This is a genomic window from Bradyrhizobium sp. GW821-FHT13H05 (assembly GCF_058804065.1).
Window position 1 is genome coordinate 405,457 of the sequence record NZ_JBXAPO010000004.1, and the last position, 17,630, is coordinate 423,086.

15 protein-coding genes are annotated in these 17,630 nt (G+C 59.0%); 8 read left to right on the forward strand and 7 right to left on the reverse strand.

Annotated features, from left to right (window positions below; translation table 11 throughout):
• Window positions 1–72 precede the first annotated feature (72 nt).
• Window positions 73–366: a hypothetical protein gene (locus AC1RR3_RS15170; protein WP_492823887.1), complete on the forward strand. Its 294-nt coding sequence runs from the start codon at window positions 73–75 to the stop codon at window positions 364–366.
• A gap of 50 nt (window positions 367–416) precedes the next feature.
• Here the strand turns inward: AC1RR3_RS15170 and AC1RR3_RS15175 are convergent, their stop codons facing one another.
• Entirely contained in the window at window positions 417–1,847 is a 1,431-nt protein-coding gene (locus AC1RR3_RS15175) for an undecaprenyl-phosphate glucose phosphotransferase (RefSeq protein ID WP_492823889.1), read from the reverse strand.
• 593 nt (window positions 1,848–2,440) lie between these two features.
• On the opposite strand from AC1RR3_RS15175, the gene AC1RR3_RS15180 reads away from it, so the two are divergent.
• Both AC1RR3_RS15180 and AC1RR3_RS15185 read left to right on the forward strand, forming a co-directional pair.
• Complete coding sequence (locus tag AC1RR3_RS15180; protein WP_492823891.1) at window positions 2,441–3,178, forward strand: metallophosphoesterase family protein; 738 nt, start codon at window positions 2,441–2,443, stop codon at window positions 3,176–3,178.
• Between the two features lie 381 nt (window positions 3,179–3,559).
• Window positions 3,560–4,297, forward strand: coding sequence for a metallophosphoesterase family protein (locus AC1RR3_RS15185; RefSeq protein WP_492823893.1), 738 nt, complete (start codon window positions 3,560–3,562; stop codon window positions 4,295–4,297).
• A gap of 1,140 nt (window positions 4,298–5,437) precedes the next feature.
• On the opposite strand, the gene AC1RR3_RS15190 is transcribed toward AC1RR3_RS15185, so the two are convergent.
• The 3 genes from AC1RR3_RS15190 to AC1RR3_RS15200 form a co-directional block, all read right to left on the reverse strand.
• A complete protein-coding gene (locus AC1RR3_RS15190; protein ID WP_492823895.1) occupies window positions 5,438–5,674 on the reverse strand; it encodes a hypothetical protein in 237 nt (78 codons plus the stop codon).
• A 102-nt stretch (window positions 5,675–5,776) separates the two neighbouring features.
• Entirely contained in the window at window positions 5,777–6,946 is a 1,170-nt protein-coding gene (locus tag AC1RR3_RS15195) for a hypothetical protein (protein WP_492823897.1), read from the reverse strand.
• A 551-nt stretch (window positions 6,947–7,497) separates the two neighbouring features.
• On the reverse strand, window positions 7,498–8,091 hold the full coding sequence (locus AC1RR3_RS15200) for an FkbM family methyltransferase (protein WP_492823899.1): 594 nt from the start codon (window positions 8,089–8,091) through the stop codon (window positions 7,498–7,500).
• Window positions 8,092–8,326: 235 nt separating this feature from the next.
• Here AC1RR3_RS15200 and AC1RR3_RS15205 point away from each other — a divergent pair, with 235 nt between their 5' ends.
• Window positions 8,327–9,655, forward strand: coding sequence for a polysaccharide biosynthesis protein (locus AC1RR3_RS15205; protein ID WP_492823901.1), 1,329 nt, complete (start codon window positions 8,327–8,329; stop codon window positions 9,653–9,655).
• Between the two features lie 22 nt (window positions 9,656–9,677).
• Here the strand turns inward: AC1RR3_RS15205 and AC1RR3_RS15210 are convergent, their stop codons facing one another.
• The gene (locus AC1RR3_RS15210; RefSeq protein WP_492823903.1) at window positions 9,678–10,253 is read right to left on the reverse strand and encodes a WcaF family extracellular polysaccharide biosynthesis acetyltransferase; all 576 of its coding nucleotides are present in this window, start codon (window positions 10,251–10,253) and stop codon (window positions 9,678–9,680) included.
• 227 nt (window positions 10,254–10,480) lie between these two features.
• Between AC1RR3_RS15210 and AC1RR3_RS15215 the strand changes: the two genes are divergently transcribed.
• Entirely contained in the window at window positions 10,481–11,731 is a 1,251-nt protein-coding gene (locus AC1RR3_RS15215) for a WcaI family glycosyltransferase (RefSeq protein WP_492823905.1), read from the forward strand.
• Window positions 11,724–12,923, forward strand: a complete 1,200-nt coding sequence (locus AC1RR3_RS15220; protein ID WP_492823907.1) for a glycosyltransferase family 4 protein — start codon at window positions 11,724–11,726, stop codon at window positions 12,921–12,923. Before AC1RR3_RS15215 ends, AC1RR3_RS15220 begins: the two co-directional genes overlap by 8 nt.
• On the opposite strand, the gene AC1RR3_RS15225 is transcribed toward AC1RR3_RS15220, so the two are convergent.
• Window positions 12,901–14,031 (reverse strand): glycosyltransferase, encoded by a 1,131-nt coding sequence (locus tag AC1RR3_RS15225; RefSeq protein ID WP_492823909.1) that lies wholly within the window; start codon window positions 14,029–14,031, stop codon window positions 12,901–12,903. The two genes, AC1RR3_RS15220 and AC1RR3_RS15225, sit on opposite strands and share 23 nt — an antisense overlap.
• A gap of 121 nt (window positions 14,032–14,152) precedes the next feature.
• On the opposite strand from AC1RR3_RS15225, the gene AC1RR3_RS15230 reads away from it, so the two are divergent.
• Window positions 14,153–15,502 (forward strand): endo-1,3-alpha-glucanase family glycosylhydrolase, encoded by a 1,350-nt coding sequence (locus AC1RR3_RS15230; RefSeq protein ID WP_492823911.1) that lies wholly within the window; start codon window positions 14,153–14,155, stop codon window positions 15,500–15,502.
• A gap of 49 nt (window positions 15,503–15,551) precedes the next feature.
• On the forward strand, window positions 15,552–16,901 hold the full coding sequence (locus tag AC1RR3_RS15235) for a hypothetical protein (RefSeq protein WP_492823913.1): 1,350 nt from the start codon (window positions 15,552–15,554) through the stop codon (window positions 16,899–16,901).
• Between the two features lie 24 nt (window positions 16,902–16,925).
• On the opposite strand, the gene AC1RR3_RS15240 is transcribed toward AC1RR3_RS15235, so the two are convergent.
• The gene (locus AC1RR3_RS15240; RefSeq protein ID WP_492823915.1) at window positions 16,926–17,597 is read right to left on the reverse strand and encodes a hypothetical protein; all 672 of its coding nucleotides are present in this window, start codon (window positions 17,595–17,597) and stop codon (window positions 16,926–16,928) included.
• Between the last annotated feature and the right edge of the window lie 33 nt (window positions 17,598–17,630).

Genomic DNA, 17,630 nt, shown 5'->3' on the forward strand with positions numbered 1-17,630 from the left:
GGGCATCTTTCCTTCTCGGTTCCCAAAGGCTAACCTGAGCGCATACTTAACGTTCATTTTCGGTGGTTCTGGATGCTGATCATCCTCACGATTTTGACTATCTGGGTTCTGCTCAACATCCTGTTCGTGTTGATCGTGATCCCCCCGCGCAAGCCGCGTCGGCGGGTGGCGCCTATGGCGACAACCCTTTCGCGCGCGCCTATCGATCCAAGCCGAACTGAGCTGGAGCAGGACGAGCCCTTCTCGCTCCGTCACGTCGTGGTGTCCGTCGCGATGGGAGCCTTCTTCGTCCTTGTCCCACCGCTGCTTGCGCTGCGCGACGCGATCGTTCGGTTCTTCAGGAAGTCATCGCGAGACCAAACTTAAGCCGTCAACGCGCACTCTATGGTTAGCTGGTTCCCTTGAGGAACCCGGACCTAATAGGCTTCCTGGAACATGACTGCCGATACAGTCCGCGCCATGATCTTCAGATCGAGCCAAATGCTCCAGTTGCCGACGTACCAGACGTCGTACTCAACCCGCTTTTCCATCAGATCGATCGTCGGCGTTTCTCCCCGGAACCCGTTGACCTGAGCCCAGCCGGTCAACCCCGGCTTCATGTGATGGCGGTAGACATACTTGCTGATGAGCTCGTCGTAGTAATTGTCGTGGGCGAGTGCATGCGGACGCGGCCCCACGAGAGACATGTCGCCGCGCAGCACGTTCCAAAGCTGCGGCAATTCGTCGATGCTCGTCATGCGAAGGAAGCGCCCGATCTTGGTGACCCGCACATCCCTCTTGGTTGCCTGGGTAATCGTCTGCCCATTCTCGCTCACGGTCATGGTCCGAAATTTCCAGATCTCGAACGGCTTGCCGTTGAATCCGCGGCGGGACTGCCGAAAGATGACGGTTCCCGGAGAGTCCAGCTTGATCAGCACGGCCACGGTCAGTAGCAGCGGCGTCAGCACCACGAGCGCAAACACAGCCACTCCGATGTCAAGACAGCGCTTTTGCAACCGTTCGAGGACGCTCAGAGGCGGTCGTTGAATTTCAACCGCCACTGTCCCGCTGACCGGGAGGAAAGGGCGCGCCACCAGATCGGCGATCGGATCGTCCGGCAGCAGGCGTATCGGCTGCGGCACGGCTCGTAAATATGGCCCGAGCTTTCGAAGCATCGGGAGCTCATTCCAGTCGATCGCCAGCAGGTATTCGTCGACATCAGCCGAGCGCGACTGGCGGATGACATCTCGAATTTGTCGTTCCCAGTGGCCATCGTCGTGTTCGACCCCGAGCACGAAATGGCGAATGACGTCGAAACCGTTCCGTCGCAAGTCCTTGAAACGGCTGGAGGTGAAATCGAGGGGCTTCAGGCTGAGCAGGATCACCTTGCGATCGACCAGCCGACTTCTCGCAAAGCTCGTACCGAACACGGCTTGCCAGGCGAAGCGGAGACTGATCAAGCCAACTCCGCCGATCGCGGCGAAGACGATGACAGTGCCGCGGGACAGATTGTCCGTCGATTTCAGCAGGAAAGCCGCAACGGCCAGGATTGTCAGCGACGTCAGCCAAATCAAGAGCACTTTTCGTAGCTGCCAAATAAGATTGAGCAAGCGGTGCGTGGAATAGACGTCCCGAAAATAGGCGACCGTGACGAATACGACGCCGACAAAAAATCCCGCGCCGACCGAAGCGCCGTCGGCAGTTGAAGCAACTGCCGCGCCATATAGGGAAGCTCCGACCACGTAACACAACATGATCAGCAGAAAGTCTGCCGCGATGATCACGATCTGAAACGGCCTCTGAAGAGCACCGCCACGCGCAGATAACAGCGCATGAGCGCCTTCAGAACCATAAGTTGCAACAGCCATTCGAACCTCTGCGTATCGAGAGAGTGTCTGACGCTCATCGTGATGCTGAAGACTCGTCACTTCCCCACGTCAAAGGTGTTGAGTGATCGCAGCGACATTGTGGCGCTGCACGCAAAACTTTTGCAGTGCAAGGATGACAGCAGTCTGTTGAAATGCGCATCTCGGATTCGACGCGCTTAAAATGTCGTCACAGTGCTGACACATGCACGAACGCGCTGCCCTATTTTGAATCAGGTTTCGCATTGAATCTGGCGCATGGGAGTTAGAGTGAACACATTTCAGCTCAGCATTGAGGCGCCACATCCTCATGGAAAGAACACAGCGGAGCAATTACGAGAATTTCGATGAAATGCCATCTGCGGATGTATCACGGATTTTCGTCGAGGCATGCATCTTTGCCGTACTTCTCACACCAGCGATGCAATTCAAACGGACTTGGCTCGCTGGTGCCGTGCGGAAGAAATGCCGTACCCTTCTTTTTTCGCGATCACGCAGGAGAAAGGCGAGACGCCCACGATGCCCGCGTTGGATAGACCTCCTCTGGGGTCCTTGATCCTGGGACACTTTAGTGATCACCCGATCGGCAGCGCACCATGATATCTCTTGCCCGACAACGCCTGCCAATTCACAAGCCGCAATTGCCAGAAGGAGTCCGCATCTATGCGATCTCGGATATTCACGGCTGCGCGCGCCTGCTCGAACCCATGTTGCGCGTGATCGATGCCGACGTCACCCATAGTCGGCCGCGCTATGCGATCGAGGTCTTCATGGGCGACTACATCGATCGCGGTCCGGACACGCGCTCGACCCTCGACATCCTGATCGAGCGAAGTCGCCGGGGTAACACAGTCTTCCTTAAGGGAAACCACGAGGCATTTCTGGTGAGGGTTTTTGAAGACCCCTCATTGTTCGAAGATTGGCTTGGCATCGGCGGAACCCAGACCTTGATGTCCTACGGGCTTGCGCCCCCGGATCTGAAGCGGGACGAGCCAGCATCGATATTGCGCGACCTAATTCGCGCGATGCCGACCGAGCATTTGGAATTCCTGGACAATTTGCGGCTGAGCTTTACGTGCGGAGATTTCTTCTTTGTCCACGCCGGCGTTCGCCCCGGCGTTCCCTTGGCCGAGCAGACCGAACGCGATCTGCTTTGGATTCGCGAAGAGTTCCTGCGGAGCGAGGAACAGTTCAGCAAATATATCGTCCATGGCCATACGCCCGTCCGGAGCGCCGAATTCTTGGCGAACCGCGTCAATATCGATACGGGCGCCTATGCGACGGGCAATCTCACAATGATGAGCATCCAGGGAAATCGTATGCTGGCGGTATGAACCGATGCCACCTTATTCTGCCCGCCTGGCGAGGCCGCTTCGCGGCGAAGATCGAACAGACCTCGACGACGGCACGAAGAATGCGTCAACTAATCGAGCAAGCCGGGCTTCTCCCGCTTGACGCGAGTTTCGGCAATCCGCTTGGTCCAGGCTCGCTCATGCTTGACTTAGCCAACGCTCATCATGCGCAGGAGCATGTTGGCGACGTAGCTTGGTGAACTTGCCTGTGCTCAACTGGGGCCGACAACTAAGAAGCATGTGGATTCATGCCCCGCCTTGGGCGCAATCAGGCGTCAAGGGAAAGCAGCTGCCATTCTATTTTCTCCGGACGCGGACCGACTTCTGCGAAGCTATCCCTACGACCTACCGAGTACACGCGCCATGATATCTCTTGCCCGATCACACCGGCCAATTCATAAGCCGCGACTGCCGGACGGTATTCGGATCTACGCGATTTCGGATATTCATGGCTGCTCGCATTTGCTCAAGCCCATGCTGCGGGTGATCGACGCCGACATTGCCCACAGTCGGCCGCGCCTTGCGATCGAGGTGTTCATGGGCGACTATATCGATCGGGGCCCGGACACGCGCTCCACCATCGATATCTTGATCAAGCGAAGCCGGCAGGGGAACACCGTTTTCCTCAAAGGAAACCACGAGGCATTTCTGGTGAGGGTTTTCAAAGACCCGACCTTGTTCGAACATTGGATTCGCGTTGGCGGCACCCAAACGCTAATGTCTTATGGGCTCCCGCCCCCAGATCTAAAGCGTGACGATCCCGCCTCGATTTTGCGCGATTTGATCCGTGCAATGCCGACTGAGCATCTCGAGTTCCTGGACGATTTGCGGCTGAGCTTTACCTGTGGAGACTTCTTCTTTGTCCACGCCGGAGTTCGACCAGGCGTACCTCTGGCTGAGCAAAGAGAAAGCGACCTGCTCTGGATTCGTGAAGAATTCCTGCAAAGCGATAGGCTTTTCGGCAAGTATATTGTCCATGGTCACACTCCGGTCCGCGCCGCCGAAGTCCTGGCAAACCGTGTCAACATCGATACCGGCGCCTACGCGACAGGCAATCTAACTCTCATGAGCATCCAAGGGGAGAGAATGCTCGCAGTTTAGATGCGGCGAGCACTTGCTGGTTGTCCGTGCAGATCGTTCCTTTGAAGGGACTGCCCGCGCGGGGCCCGTCCCCGCAAGTGCGTCATGCCTCTTCGGGTCCAGGTCTCGTCGATGAAGACCAGCAGCTCAGCTTCGAGGCGACTTTGGCACTTTGTCCACTGGGTTTGCGCCGTGCCGCGTCAGGACGATCGCGTTCGCCAGCCACCACGCTTTTTAAGCTGAACTTCTCTCTTTGCCGGTTCGTTTGCGAAGGGGCGCTCGATAACAGCACTGCAGCGAAATTTCGTTCGGGCACACCGCCAGGCGGGATCGACGAACAAAACAGATGTGCCAATACAGGCTTGACCACACCCATCGAGAAAAGTTGGGCTTCTGACTTAAGCCATTATTAGGCCACGGATATTAAGAACTAAGTCGAGCAATTAGAGGACATCGCTTTGACGACGTTGGCACTGGCTGCGTTTCTAATCGGGATGGTTCTCGGGATTCGGTTCCGATTTATCATACTTTTACCCGTAATTTTTGTCGGCTCGGCGGTTGTGGCTTCTGCCTCTCTGTTTGGAGGCGAAACCGCGGGATCTGCGCTACTCTGGGTTGTCTCGTCCGCGTGCCTGCTTCAGCTCGGCTATGTCTGTACGGCGCTGGTTGTTCCATCGCTCTTTCGGGAGGACGAGGGGAAAGATGTCCAGGGGCCGGACACTAGCCCCGCCCGATCCGCATGGTTGCGATTTCGTGCCTCGCGGCAATGACGAGCTGTTTTGCTCTTTAGATGCGTCTTGACGCCGCATCCAGCTCGGCACCGGAATAAGTCTTTATCAGAGACACGCAGGCATCCACCATGTCATCGACAGCGGAGTGTCGGTGTCCCGGACGACGACACTCTTCGCGCCCGAAGCCTTCGCCTCGCAAAACGACGGACCAACGCCGCGACCACGTGGCTCAGTTCGGATGATCATGGTCGCCGGGTCAAGCCCACACTGGTGCGACCTGCCCCCTTCGCCAGCGACTGAGGCGCGAAGGGTCGCGTCGCGCAAATTCGAGCGAGCAAAACTGCAGGCGATCTTGGTGAGGACACGCCTACTTACTCCTCAAGGCTGCTGGTTAGCTCTTTCAGGGGTGGGGGGCGCTGATGCCATGCAGCTAGCAACCTCTGCAAATAGGCTTCAGTTTTTGTTTCATCGTTTCTTCCTCGCCACTATAGAAATCCGCCGTCGATTTGATCGTTGGCTTGGCCTCTTGCTTGGCGGGTGGATAAAGCTTGTCGTAGCAAGTAAGGCGGTCAGTCGGCGATTTTTGCTCGCGACAAGTCGGCTCTGCCGAAGCTGTTGTTGACCATAGCAGAACGATGAAAAGCGCAGCTGCGGATTGGTTTCGCATGAGTAGCCTCTCAAATTGACCCGGTGCTTGACGCTGGTGTCGCTCCCGGACGTGGTCATCGCAACCACGCGAGCGGAGGCATTCATACTTTCAAGAACAAACTCATGGTTTTTGGCACTCCGAATAGAATACGCCATTCGCAGCGACGATCTGCTCCAGGCACTGTCGCTTGTCCATAATCTTCCCTTCAACCGTGAAATCGAAGGCCAGACCGTTCAGTGCCAGCACATACCGACCTGGAGACAGAGCGAGGTTCGGATCGCGCGGAAGCACCTGATACATGCCCGGCTCGTCCTTCAGCGGAGCAGCATGGTAGGGGAGCGAGATGTTGCGAATGACCCAGGTCTTCTCGCTGGAGACGACCGGCTTTCCCGATCCATCGAAATTCGTGGCCTGCCTGACCTGGGCTACTACGCGCAATTCGATCGGGTCGGATGAGTCACTCGCCGTCGTTTCCCTTCGGAACACGACGAAACGAACCAGTCCTTCCGGCAACATCGTCTCGCTGGGCTTCAAGATCGCCGCGGAAATGGCCACGCGGGGATCGGGGACCCGTCCCTGCAACGACTGCAGCTCGTGCAGATGCTCCCCGCTGATCGCATAGACGCCGTAAGCTGTCGGAAGCAGAGGATCCACTTTGCGCACGGGCTCCGGCTTTATCTGCGCCACACTAACAGCGCCCGTATTCGTATCCTGCGAAACCGGCGTCTCGTGCACCCGCACGGCCCAATAGCGCGACGCGAACTTTTCGAACGATGGCGGCGCCCATCCACGGCGTTGCGCCACAATAAGCCCAACGACACCGACAAGGAAAACCAACATCGCGAGATAGCGCAACGGCGTTGACGACGACCATCTCGAACGTCTGCGGCCGGACGGCACGGCCGGTGATGAGGCGACAGCGCTCCAGCCGAACCCACTCCGCGGCGCCACATGCTCAATGTCAGCGGCGGCAATCAGCCCGTCATCATGCTGCAGCCGGACCGGGCGCGGCGGCGGCAATGCGGCCGGTTGGACAGGATTGTTCCTAGTATGGGCCTCAACACCCGCAATCGCCACCTCGAGCGCCTGCAACAGGCGATCCTTTTCGGCGGGGTCATCGTGAGAGAGCTGCTCGAGTTTGTGCCGCGCGAGGTCGTAGACTGCACTTCGAAGCTGCTCAGGATCCGCCTGCAAGGAGTCGATCGTTCGGGCGAGCACAAGCGCAAACTCGACCTCCGGGTGTGCCGTGGCGATCTCCTTGACCGACCTCTGAAGTGAGCCTGACGTCATCCAAACCGCCGTTCCAACAGCCTTCTCCTGCAACTTCCGAAGACAAGTCCTCGCAAGGCACGGTTAAGCACACCAAGCTTCGCATCTTATGCGATCCGCAGGCAAATCGGAGCTTTTCGGTATTAAATTACCGAGATTTGAGACTCGAGCCCGGGCAAGCGGCGGCTGGTTCCATACGGCCGGGAAGCCGCCGCAAGATAGCTGAGCTCTCGGCCGACCAGCCAGACCGGCGTGGTGGTTCCCGCGTCCTGACGAACGGCGAGCCAGCAGGCGATCCAGACCGCAATCGGGCGCGCGAGAATCAGCGCCGCAACCCGATACCGGGTCGCGATGATGGCCCCCGAACCTCAAGGCCCGGCTGAAGAGAGCTGCTGCCATGAGGCGGCCTCGCAGGACAGGTTAAGGATTCGTAAAGAGGTGCGGAACGTGATGGCCGATGGCGCACAGAATGCCGACATCGACTCACGATGAAGCATCATCGTGCACTGGCTCATGCTTCTGGCATGATCTTTTCGGAAGACCGCTGCGCACTCTTCCGGATCATGCTCTGGCTACCGCGCGGCTGCCAGCCAGCGATTATGCGCGATCACGCGCCCATCAGGCAGCACCCGTCGCCACCAGGCGTTGTCTATGATCGATGTCCTGTAGCCGCGCTCGTCCAGCCAAGCCCTGCAATCGGACTCTAGCTGCGCGGAATGTGTTTCGATCAGCATGGCGATCTGCCCTGCATCGAGCAGTTTTCCGGCACTGCGGAGAACTTCCATCTCAGCACCGTCGACGTCGATCTTGATGAAGCCCCTTCCCTGCAAGGGGCGGAGCAGATCTGCGAGCGACACAGCCCCGCTATGGCCGCCGACCTCCTTGTTGAGGATTTGGCAGGCATCGGGCGAAAGCCCATTGAGCTGGAGATGATGCCGGAACGCCTCAACCTCCGCAGGATTTGGCTCGACGGCGACAACCTTGATGGGACCGGGCTTGCGAAGGAAGTAGAGTGACATCTCGCCACTTCCCGCCCCGATATCGATGAACCAGTTCGCACTGACGCCCGCCGAGCGTACGAAGGAATAGGTCTCACGTTCCCAGAGGCCAAGCAGCATCTGAGTTTGTGAACGAAGGTCCATGTCGAGCGTGATACCGCTATACAACCCGAACCTGACTCGGCGCGGGCTCCGGCCTCCCGGGACCAGGGTATTCTTGAGAAGCGAAAGGGGATGCATCGATTTCAGGTTAACCTTCTATTTCCGCTCTATCGAGACAACAGCAAATCTGGCAAAGGCATCTTTTGGGCAACTGGCGCTCAAGCTACCAAACCTGGCTTGGGATTCGCTGAATTTAACGAATTTGGATTAAGGTCGTTGGAATTTTCGGGCCCAGGCCGCAATGACAACCGTCACTCTTAGCTTTGTCGCCGTCCGGCGGAGAATCCGCAGCGCGTTTGCTGCCTTTGTGTTCGCCCGGACGGTCCGGGTCGCCGAACAGCTCATTCTGGTTCCTCTCTTTCTCTCGAGCTGGGGCGCGCGATCCTATGGCGAGTGGCTGGCGCTGGCTGCGCTGGCAGGCTTTGGGGCACTGGCCAATGTCGGTGTCGGACAGGCGGCCGCAGCCGAGGTCATTCTGCAATCGACGCGTGGCGAGTTTGAAAAGGCGTCTCGGACCATCGCCACCTCCCTCGTCACCCTCACAGCCAGCATTGTGGTCGGTGTTGCCGTCCTGGGTCTCGCGCTGGCCCTGGCCGACCTGCGGGCATTGGCCGGAATATCGCTCGACGACATGCCCGAACCAAAGTTGCTCGTCGTCATGCTCGGCGGCGCAACGCTTATCACCTTCCTCAGCGAGCCGCTCGCCGGCACCCTATCAGCGGCACAGGGCGCAGCCCTGCCGAACGCAATCGCCGCAGTCTCCAAGACGATCGAACTCATCTGCATCGGCCTGGCGCTTCGTTCAGGCGCGGGCCCCCTGGTCGTGGCTGCGCTGATGCTGGCGGGAGCCACACTCAACGTGGTGCTCCATCTGATCTGGACGACACGGAAAGCGACGTGGCTTTCACTCTCTTGGACCAACTTCGACTTCGACATTCTGGCGCGCATCTGCAGGCCGGCCGCAGGCTTTTTCGTGATCTTCATCTGCGTCAACATTCTGGGTGTGTACGTGCCGCGCCTGTTGATATCGCACAGCCTCGGACCAATCGCGCTGGCCACGTTCGGCGTGATGGCGACATACACCAAGACCGCGAGAAACCTCGCCACCATGACCTCGCAGGCCACCCAGGTGGAAGTCGGTCGGATGTGGGCCGGAGGCGACATCCAGAACGTTCGTCATCTGATTCTTAAAATGCTCCGGAACGCCACGTCGCTCGCCGCGATCCTTCTCGTTGCGGAGCTGCTGCTGGCCCCCGTGATCATTCCACGCTGGACCGGCGGACATATCGCGTTGGACTGGGAGCTGATGTTCGCTCTCGCACTGGTCGCGCTACTTGGATGTTATTTTGACGGCATGCTGCTCGCAGCGAGCGCGCTCAACCGTGTGGGGCTTATTTCGTTCGGCTATGCCATCGGCCTCGCCCTCGGCATGTCCGCCGCGATCTTCCTGCTGCCTGCCTCAGGTCAACTCTGGGTCATCGGACTCTGCCTGCTCTTGCCCGAAATCGGCGGAGTGATTACCGGGCATCGTACGCTGGCCGGATTGACTGTCAGGCACGCTTCCAGGTGAGCCGCCCGCCGGCGGCACGCGTCTAGATCTCCTTGCGGGGAAGGCGCGACCCGATCACGACGGCAGGATGGCCGCCCACGATTGTCATGGGCGCGACGTCACGCATCACGACGGCGCGGGCCTGCGCGACCGCCCCGCGGCCGATCCTGACGCCAGGCGCGATGAAGCATTGCGCAGCAACCCAGACCTCGGGCTCGATGACGATCGGACGCGCGAAGATCGAGAAATCAGCCCTCAGGTGATCGTGTGAACCGGTGCACACATAAGTTCCTTGCGACACCACCACGTCGTGCCCGATGTCGATCTCGCCCAGGCTGTAGAGATTGACATCGTCTCCGATCCAGGAATTCGCGCCGATCGAGACCTTCCAGGGGTAAACGATCCGCACGGAGGGCCTGATCAATACGCCCGGCCCGATCCTGGCGCCGAATAGCCGCAGGATGAACCGTCGCCACGCAAAGAATATCTGCGGCGTCGGCCGAACCAGGAGCGCCTCGACAATCCACCACAACTGCACGAAGAGCGCCGACCGGCCGCGAAACCCTTGCGGATTGGTAAACCTGGAAAGATCCTGAACGCGGACGTCGTCATTTGGCATCTTCAAAATGCTCTCGCAAACCAGCCGGAGGCCGACCTCAAATGCCGTTCATGATGTTCTGAAACGGCTGTTTCGTTAATAGAGCATAGCGTCTAAAGATGAGATTTATACTGATCGTTCGGCGGTGGTTGGGGCAAAGATGCAAGGATTAACCACATTGGCCCGAGCGCACGGCCGCAAGCAACTGGCTTTTAAGCACATCGCGTTCGGGGGACTCGTTCTTTTCCATGAAGATTCTGGCGTATGGCCTCAATTACGCTCCTGAGCTGACCGGAATCGGAAAATACTCCAGCGAGCTGTGCGAGTGGTTGGCAGGGCGCGGTCACACCGTCGAGGTGGTCACGGCGCATCCCTACTATCCAACCTGGAAGCTCGCCGAGGGCTACGATAGCCGATCCTATCAGCACGAGATCAGGAAACAGGTTCAGATCTGCCATTGCCCGCTGTACTTGCCTCGCCAAACCCCGACCGGCAAAACCGGCCGAATCCTGAGCCACGCTTCATTCGCAATGTCGAGCGCGCCGAAATTGGCGATGTCCGCATATCGCCTCAAGCCGGACGTCCTGCTTGCAGTTACGCCGTCATTCCTGATCGCCCCGGCGGCGCTCGCTGTATCGCGGATGTTCGGAACCGCCAGCTGGCTTCACATCCAGGATTTCGAGCTGGACGCGGCCTTTGAACTGGGCATGCTTGCGGGCAATGCCCTGCGGCGCTCTGCAATGAGCGTCGAATCCAATATCCTTCGCCGCTTCGATCGAGTCTCAACAATTTCGCCGCGCATGATGGACCGGCTGCACGACAAGGGCGCTTCCCGCGAAAGGAGCATCGAATTTCGCAACTGGGTCGACACGGAAGCAATCAGCCCTGCTGATCGCATGACGGACTACCGCAAGCAACTCGGCCTGTCGGACAAGCACGTCATCGCTCTTTATTCCGGCAGTATCGCGGCCAAGCAAGGTATCGAGAGTCTCGCCGAAGCGGCAGCTGTGCTCGAGGACAAGGCGCCCGAGATCGTCTTTGTCTTTTGCGGTGGCGGAGCGCTGCTGAAGCACCTCGTACACCTCTCGGCGCCCCTTTCCAATGTGAAGTTTCTCGATCTCCAGCCGAACGAGCGGATGCGAGAGCTGCTCGCCACCGCGGACATCCACTTAATCCCGCAACGCGCCCAGGTCGCGGATCTCATGCTTCCGTCCAAACTCGCCCCCATCCTGGCATCCGGTCGACCGGCCGTGGCGATAGCGGAGCCGGGCACCCAGCTCGCGACCGAGATCGAAGGCGCCGGAATTGCCGTCTCATCGTCGGACCGGCAGGCACTATCCGCAGCGATCTTACAACTGGCTCGAAGTGACGGCATGCGTGCGCGCATGGGAGAACGAGGACGGGCGCTGGCATGTGAGCGTTGGCGCAAGGACTCCATCCTGGGCGAATTTGAAAGGCAACTCGGGTCTCTCGTTGCCGAGAGGAAGCACCATGGCTGAGGATTTCCAGCCAACGGTCAATATTGCAGTCTGTGGAGATTTCAAACAGCTTCAGCTTGTTCCCGAACTGAACAAGGTGGCACATCTGCAGCGCGTCTACTACGCCTCGCGGCTGTCGAACGATGCAGCGCGGCTACAGATCGAGACGTCCCAGGCGCAAAACCTCTTCCTGAAGGAGTATCTGCTGCAATTTCACGCAAGATATCTCCATCACGCTTTCGCCAATACGATCTATCCGCTCTATGACAAGCTATGGCGCGCTTCCGCTCACGCCGCCTGGCGGCCCTGCGACGTTGTGCACGCCGTGCTTCAGGGCAAGGCGCTCAGCCTTCTGCAACGAGCCAAGAAGGAAGGCGCGGCGATCCTCGGCCATCCGATCGTCTGCCATCCGCACTTCTTCGAACGCGAAATGCGGCTCGAACTCGAGCATCTATCGATTCCGCAAGCTCCGTTTCTGTCCGAGGTCGCAGACACACTCGCCGAGATCGCGCTTTGCGATCGAATCTACTGCCTCTCCAGCCTCGTCCGTGAGAGCTTCGTTGCGGCAGGCTTCCCCGCTGACCGTATCGACGTGATTCCGCTCCCGACCGATCTCGAGACGTTCGCGCCGGCGCAAGCTCCCGCAAAGGACGCGCCTTTTCGTGTGCTTTGTGTCGCGGAGCTGAACCCGATCAAGGGGCACATCTATCTGCTGGAAGCCTGGAAAGCGCTCAAGCTGAAAGGCGCAGAACTCGTCTTTGCCGGTACCATCAGGCAGGAAATGAGGGAAGTCCTGAAACCCTATGAGGGGCTGTTCAAATACCTTGGTCCCCTTGGGCGCAGCGATCTTGTCCGCCTCTACCAGGAGAGCTCCCTCGCGGTATTGCCATCGGTCCAGGACGGCTTCGGCTTCGTGGTGACGGAGGGACTTGCCTGCGGTTTGCCGGCCGTCGTCACCGAGCACGTCGGCGCCAAGGACGTGATTAAGCCCGGCGTCAACGGCTTCGTCGTACCGGTCCGTTCGCCGGAAGCGATCGCCGAGGCCATCCATCAGGCCTACGCGTCGCCTTCCCTGCGGCAGAGTCTGCGACAAGGCGCCATCGCAAGCCGTGACACCTTCCCGAATATGGCCGATACAGCTCTGAAGATCGCAGAAGCCTATCGCCGAACCTACGCCGCAAACAGACGCGTCAATCAGGAGAGGCCGATGTGATCCTTGAAGCAGCCGGAGGTTCGCAATCGGCAATGGCATAAAGCAGGTGCCGATACCCTTCAACGGCCCGCTCCTTGCGCTCAACAAACCGTCCCCGTGATGCAGCCCTGGCGGCCAGAAGCGCTGCGCGATCCTCGCTCCAATTCGCAATCTGCGTGCAGGCGGCCGTTACGAAATCAGCAGCGGGATCGATCAGGAGGCCGCATTCAGGGCTGACATCTTCGCTCAGGCACCCTCGGGTGAACACCATCACGGCGGCGCCCGCGGACATGGCTTCGAACACGACGTTTGGCTGCGCTTCGTTGCGATAGCTTGTCGGAAAAACGAACACGTCAAGCCCTGACAGGAAGCGGTCCTTGTCGGCGCCATAGAGCGGACCGAAATAAGTGAGCAGCTCGCCGAACTCCAACCTTGCACGCTCGACCGCCGCGGCATCGTCCTTGTCCTCGACGGGTCCCGCGAGCAGGCCTTGAACCGGAATGCCTCGCGCAACACAGGCCCGTAGCACGTCGAGAAACGCATAGAGGCCTTTATCGCGGGTGAGATTGCTCAGGAGACCAAGCCTGACGGCCTCTCCGCCGCCGTCCGGCAATTGGGCGGCTGCGGCAAGATGAACGGCGTTTGATGAGATGAGCCCCTTCCATCGACCAGAATACTGCGCGCGAAACCGGTGCTGCATGACTCCGCAAAGAAATACGTGGAAGGCGCCCTCTCCCGCAACCACGACCAGCGCCTTCATCAGCCATTGCTGCCGGTCGATTGCGGAGAAGGAGTGGTGATGAATGAAGATAGTCTGTCCCGAGATCCGGGCGAGCACGGTCAGGATGAACGTGTAGACCAGACCAAAGCCGCCATCGGCAGGAATGTAGACGGCTGGATTGGAGCGCAGCCCATTGCGCAGGACCCCCGCACCTGCAATGACAACGGACAAGAACCTGCGCCAATGATAGGTTGGGGAGCGAGCCAGCGAGCGCGCCGAGAGGTCATAGCGATGCACATCGGCCAGCCCTGCAAGATCAGAGGCAACTGAGTCGGAGATCTTCGACAAACCGTGCAGCGGCGGCGGAAATGCAGCGGCAATTACCACGTTGCGCTTTCCAAGGCTCACGTCCTGTTCGCCGCCGCGGCGTCCCTGTTTCTCGAAAAGCTAGAAGATTCGTGCCAAACACTCAAACCACTGTCCCGGGACGAATTCAACGACCATTCCTATCTCGATTGTTTCACCGACCATGCTGACGAACATCCGGCGCCTTATCATCGTGACGATCCTGGCACTGGCCGCATCCAGCCACGCGATCCGGGCGGACCAGCAGATCACCGTACCCAAAATGGTCTTTGCCCATTATATGGTTTGCTGTCCGGCGAAAGGGCTCGGCTCGACCGTCGAAGATTTCGCTCACGAAATCGCGGCCGCGCGGGCTTCCGGAATCGATGGCTTTGTTCTGAATGTGCCGGGCTGGTCGCGGGAGCCTCACTATCTCGACGTTAGCCGGCGGATCTTCAAGGCAGCCGAGCTGAGCAGCCAGCCATTCAAGCTCTTTCTGTCTTTCGACGATGCGCCGGTTGAAGACAGCGCGACCATGCTCACCGAATTGTCCCGAAGCCAGGCCTATCTCCGCGTCAACGGACGCCCGGTCGTGAGCACCTATTCGGGCGCCCCCGAATGGGGCGCCCGCTTGGTCCAACGCCTCTCAGGCGCGGGAGTAAAGCCATTCCTCGTTCCCAACTACCAATATCCCTCGGAGCGCATCTGGGCACAGAACCACAGCCATCCGACCGCCCAGTTCCTCGACGACCTTTATCGAGACCATCCGGAGATTGACGGCTACTTCGTGTTCGGTCCTGATCTCGGATACCGCAAGCCGCCAACGGATGGCCGCCTGGTCGCCGAGCGCAGCAAGCTCGCCGGCAAGGTCTCCATGATTGGTATCAGCCCGTATTATCGCGGCCTGCGCGGCAATTTCCGACTATTCGAGAGCGGGGGGTTCGAGGGTATGGCGGCGCAATGGACAGCGGCTATCGAATCAGGAGCGAACTGGGTCGAAATCGTCACCTGGAACGATTGGGGCGAATCCACCTATGTCGCCCCCTATGGCGAGATCAAACAACAGGACCTTTGGAATTACGGCTGGGGCCCATTGCTGAGCCACGAGGCCTTCCTGAAGGCAAGTCGCTTTTTCATCGACTGGTTCACCACATCCCGGCGTCCGGCGATCGAGCATCCGTCGATCTACTATTTCTACCGCCCTCACCCGAAGTCTGCCTATGGCATCGTGTCGCCCGACACAGGTGAACAGGGCCGTCCGAAGGGATCGGAGGACCTTGTGGATGGAATCTACGTGACGGCTTTTCTGCCCCGGCCCCTGACGGTCGAAATCGCAGCGGACGGGCACCGGCAGTTGGCCACCTTGTCAGCTGGCGTCCAGCACCATCGGTTCGATCTCGTGGAAGGCAAAGTGACGATCACCGTCAGCGACGAGGGTCGGGAAATGGCCCGGAAGCAGCTTGAATTTCCTATTACAAAGCTGGGCCAGATAGGCAACTTTAATTATTTCTCAGGCGAGGTACCACTACCGTGACGCAAGCCCAGCGCGGCCGCGCGCGACCGATTGGTGCGGGAAAGACGAAATGATCGAAATTGCGCTTGCGCTGCACGTCATCCTGTTCATCGGGCTGGTCGTCGGCCTGAACGCCAGGAGCTACCTCAACATCTATTCGGGCCTATTCCTGTATCTGGCCTTTCACTTCATCGTTTTCGTGCAGCGCCCGTTGATCGTCCATCTGTTCGACCTGCGCTCCGAATTCGAGTTCATGATGTTCATGCCGACCGAAGGGGAGTTTGTACAAACTCTCTTTGTTGCAGACGTTGGCCTTGTCAGCTTCGTTATGGCCTACCTGCTCGCCCTCGACTTCAAGCCCACCGAACCCACATTCGACTATATTCGCCTCTCGCAATCCGAGGCGCGCTCCTTTCTGGTCGCGTTTGTTTTGTTGTCGCCGTTGATCTTCTATTCGTTGTTCCTCGCACTTACCATGCGCCAGACCTATGGCGTCACGGTGTTCCAGGAATTGGGCGAGATCAACATGACGATCGACCCGGCGACGGGGCAGAAGCTATTTGCCGACACGACCGCCTATGTTGTCAACGCACGCAACTTCGCCTTCCCGTTTGCTGCACTGCTGATCCACATGACGCGCGGTCGCTGGTGGTCCTATCTTGCCATCTTCTTTTGCGCCCTGGTCGCCCTGCAACTCGGCGAGAGGTGGGAGATCGTGATTTCGACGCTGGTCGCCAGCATGATGACGCTTTACATCCACCGGCGTCGCGCGTTCACTTCAGCTCACTACGCCGGCATGGTGATCGTGCTTGCGCTGTTCGTGATGATTGGACAAAATCGCGATAGCCTGATCAAGTTCCTGACGACCGGCGAGATCGAATTCAGCTTCGATATTGCGAAATCATCGTTCGGCGCCCATCCGGACTTCGCCAATTTCGATTTTCTATCCTACGTCATCGCCAAAGTCCCCGCGGTCAGCGGAACGTATTCCTACTTCACGCAATATCTCGGCATTTTCACCCAGCCCATTCCACGGATGATCTGGCCGGACAAACCGGTGGGGTCGCCGGTGCAGTGGGTCAATCTTTCCGCCTATGGGCACTTCGTTTCCCGTACTGCATCCCTCGTTGGCGACGGCTGGATCAGTCTCGGCTACGCGGGCGTCGTGGCCACGCTCGGTCTATGCGGCTGGTTTTTCGGCGCCATGTTTCGACGGTTTTGCCAACCAGGCATATCGATGTACTTCTACTGCGCCTACTTTTGGATGGTGGGGCTGCTGCTGCAGTGGGCGAGAGATGGCGGATACAAGATCCTGGATTTCTTCCTCTTCTGCATCGGCCCGCTGATCCTGGCCTACGCAATCGACCGGGTATTCTGGGGACGGCCGGCGAAATTTAGCGGGAACGCCGAGGCGGGGTAGTAGATAACCTCGACGCCTCCACCTTCAGTAAAACCGTTTCTCCGGCAACCGCACGCCGGGGACTTCGACCTCTATCCCAGTGTCGCTGAAATAGCGCGCAAGTCGCTCACGCTCGGCGATCGGCGCTGCCACAAGCCCGGCGAGGAGCCTGGACCTCACCGGCGCGCTTGCGGCGTTGACGCTGGCAGCCGCGTCGACGATCAGACCCGAAGCCACCATTCCGGCGAACTCGTCCACCACGCGCTTTGTCATGCGATCCGAAAGCTGCGACATGACGGCAAGCGCCAGGCGGTTGCGCTTGATCGCAATCCAGCCCTCATTTGGGCCGAGGTCGTATGAGAACTCGAGAAAACTCAGTGTAGAGGGCGTAAAGCCCTCTGTCGTCAGCTGGCTCCAGTAGTAAATCATCCAGAAAAATGAATCAGACGGATCCACCTCGAAGAGCTCGAGCACGCTGCGCTTCAGCTCTCCGAAGCGCCGGTCGAGCGAGAGACGATCGCCTTGCGCAAGAGCATCTTCAACAAGACGCAGTTTGAGAACGGCGAGACTGCGCCTGACAGACGCCTTGGAGACTGGCCCGTACGACTCCACCTTGGCGACCTCTGAGGCGACCTCGGAGGTCGAAAATTGGTAGCCCTGAATAATCAGATCCGCGGTCGCTTCGATCGCCCTACTGCGCCAAAAGACGGGAAGCATCACACATCCCCATGCGAAAGACGCAAGCGCAAG

What these genes read in the sequence shown, in the direction of transcription:
- AC1RR3_RS15170 (WP_492823887.1), top strand. Translation starts at nt 73, where the DNA reads ATGCTGATCATCCTCACGATTTTGACTATCTGGGTTCTGCTCAACATC.
- AC1RR3_RS15175 (WP_492823889.1), bottom strand. Translation starts at nt 1,847, where the DNA reads ATGGCTGTTGCAACTTATGGTTCTGAAGGCGCTCATGCGCTGTTATCT.
- AC1RR3_RS15180 (WP_492823891.1), top strand. Translation starts at nt 2,441, where the DNA reads ATGATATCTCTTGCCCGACAACGCCTGCCAATTCACAAGCCGCAATTG.
- AC1RR3_RS15185 (WP_492823893.1), top strand. Translation starts at nt 3,560, where the DNA reads ATGATATCTCTTGCCCGATCACACCGGCCAATTCATAAGCCGCGACTG.
- AC1RR3_RS15190 (WP_492823895.1), bottom strand. Translation starts at nt 5,674, where the DNA reads ATGCGAAACCAATCCGCAGCTGCGCTTTTCATCGTTCTGCTATGGTCA.
- AC1RR3_RS15195 (WP_492823897.1), bottom strand. Translation starts at nt 6,946, where the DNA reads ATGACGTCAGGCTCACTTCAGAGGTCGGTCAAGGAGATCGCCACGGCA.
- AC1RR3_RS15205 (WP_492823901.1), top strand. Translation starts at nt 8,327, where the DNA reads ATGACAACCGTCACTCTTAGCTTTGTCGCCGTCCGGCGGAGAATCCGC.
- AC1RR3_RS15210 (WP_492823903.1), bottom strand. Translation starts at nt 10,253, where the DNA reads ATGCCAAATGACGACGTCCGCGTTCAGGATCTTTCCAGGTTTACCAAT.
- AC1RR3_RS15215 (WP_492823905.1), top strand. Translation starts at nt 10,481, where the DNA reads ATGAAGATTCTGGCGTATGGCCTCAATTACGCTCCTGAGCTGACCGGA.
- AC1RR3_RS15220 (WP_492823907.1), top strand. Translation starts at nt 11,724, where the DNA reads ATGGCTGAGGATTTCCAGCCAACGGTCAATATTGCAGTCTGTGGAGAT.
- AC1RR3_RS15230 (WP_492823911.1), top strand. Translation starts at nt 14,153, where the DNA reads ATGCTGACGAACATCCGGCGCCTTATCATCGTGACGATCCTGGCACTG.
- AC1RR3_RS15235 (WP_492823913.1), top strand. Translation starts at nt 15,552, where the DNA reads ATGATCGAAATTGCGCTTGCGCTGCACGTCATCCTGTTCATCGGGCTG.
- AC1RR3_RS15240 (WP_492823915.1), bottom strand. Translation starts at nt 17,597, where the DNA reads ATGCTTCCCGTCTTTTGGCGCAGTAGGGCGATCGAAGCGACCGCGGAT.